Source organism: Pseudomonas sp. B20 (assembly GCF_020515755.1).
Taxonomy (GTDB): domain Bacteria; phylum Pseudomonadota; class Gammaproteobacteria; order Pseudomonadales; family Pseudomonadaceae; genus Aquipseudomonas; species Aquipseudomonas syringae.
On sequence record NZ_JAHPJG010000050.1, the window covers coordinates 1 to 1915 of the forward strand.

The 1915-nt window shown below is 58.7% G+C and carries 1 protein-coding gene; it reads right to left on the bottom strand.

From position 1 onward, the window contains the following. Window positions 1-1915, bottom strand: a 1915-nt coding sequence (locus LIX91_RS25485; protein ID WP_226489407.1) for an RHS domain-containing protein, incomplete at both ends; no start/stop codon positions are given.

Sequence of the window (1915 nt, forward strand, 5' to 3'; positions counted from 1 at the left end):
CACAACCCAATCGGATCCTGCGTAGTAAACCGCCCAATCTCCGGGTCATAATACCGAAGCGTGTTGTAATGCAGCCCCGTCTCGACATCAAAATACTGCCCCTGGAACCGCAGGTTCTGCTCAACCTCGTTCACCACCAGCTTTTCCACCGCACCCCACACCCGGTACTTGGCCTGCCAGACGATCTGCCCTTCGGCGTCGGTCATTTCCAGCGGCGTGCCGATCTGGTCAGTGTGGAAGTAATAAACCTTGTTCTCTACCTCGCCTTCTTTCTCATCCACACGGGCCAGCGGCGCATAGCTGCCGGGCTCGTAGATATACAGGCTGCTCTGTCCCGGACTTTCCTCACGCAGCATGCGCAGACCTTGCCAGAGGAAGCGTTTGTGTTCGGTGTGGCCTTTGATCTCGGACTGTTTGGCGACGCGTCGGCCCAGACTGTCGTACTGGTAGCTGCTGGTGCTTTCCACCTGCGTGTCGGCCATGGTCTCGGTTTTGACCAGGCGGTTTTCGCAGTCGTAGGTGAAGGTTTGCCAGCGCACGATGCCGACAACTTTTTCGATCAGGTTGCCCCAGGCGTCGTATTTGTATTCGTGGTTCGCCCACTGTTTGAGGCGGTTGTCTTTGACGTGATCGAAACGACTGGTGTTGAAGTTGAGGCGGTTGGCCGCAGCGTCGTAGCGGAACTCTTCGCCGTCGACCACTCGACCGGTGTTGCGCGCCAGCAACTGCCCGTTGGCTTCGTATTCGTACTGGGTTTCGCCGCGCAGCTTGTCGAGGGTGCGGCTCAGTTCGCCAGCCGGGTCGTATTCGTAGCGGCGGTGAATCGGGTTGTAGGCGTGTTCGACGTAGCGCTCCGGCTTTATGAGCGGGTTCTGGATCTGCGATAGCTTTTCAGCGGGCAGGGTTGTGGCGTACTGCCAGGCCTTGCGTCCCATGCTGTCATAGCCGAAGCAACTGGTGAGTTTGCCTTGGGTGCGATAGATCTCGCGATGAAGATCGTCGCGCTCCATGTCGCTGATCAACTGGCCATCGAGGTTGAGCTGATGCAGGTGACCGCTGCCGTAGTACAGGTGGTTCAGGTGCTGGCCGGTAGGAAGGGTCAGCGTGGTCAGGTTGCTGAGCGGATCGTACTCGTAGGCCAGCGCGCCCTGAGGCGTGGTTTCTTTGACGAGGCGGCCCAGCAGGTCGTAAGCAAATTCCAGTTTTTCGGCAGTGACGCCGAGTTTTCTGCCGGTGTCCGTCGGCTTGCGCTCGATTGACAGCAGTCGGTCGCCGTCGTCGTAGGCGTAGTCCTGACGCGCATCGTCGTTTAGCTTGGCCAGCAGGCGACCAATCGGGTCGCGCTCAAGATGGGTGCTGCGCCGCGGCTGTTCGCCTTTCTCGCCGTAGCCGATTTCCTCGACCTGTGTCAGGTGTCCGCCGAGGTTGTAGCTGAAACGGCGAGTGAGGTTGTCAATGCGCTTTTCTTCGATCAGACGGTCTGCATTGTCGTAGGCAAAACGGTAGGTCGCATCGTTTTCGTTGGTCAGGGCGACCAGGCGAATGGCCTTGTCGTATTCGTAAGTGATGGTCTGCCCTTTGGCATCCTGTCGCCATTTGGGCAGGCCATGGCCGTTACGCAGCAGCTGGGTGGTCTGGCCTTTGCCATCGGTGTGGGTCAGGACCTGGCCCAGTTCGTTGTAGGTAAAGGTCTCGTGTGTGCGGTCCGGGTGGTTGATGCGCAGCACTTCGCCGTCGGGTTTGCGTTCCAGCGTGGTGGTGTTGTTCAGGGCATCGGTGACGGCCACCAGATGGTGGCGTTCGTCATAGCGGTAATAAGTGCTTTTACCCGAACAATCCTGAAAGCGCTGCACTTGCGCCAGGTTGTTCCACCACAGGTATTTGGACTTGAGCGTCGGATCGACGATGGTGTGCG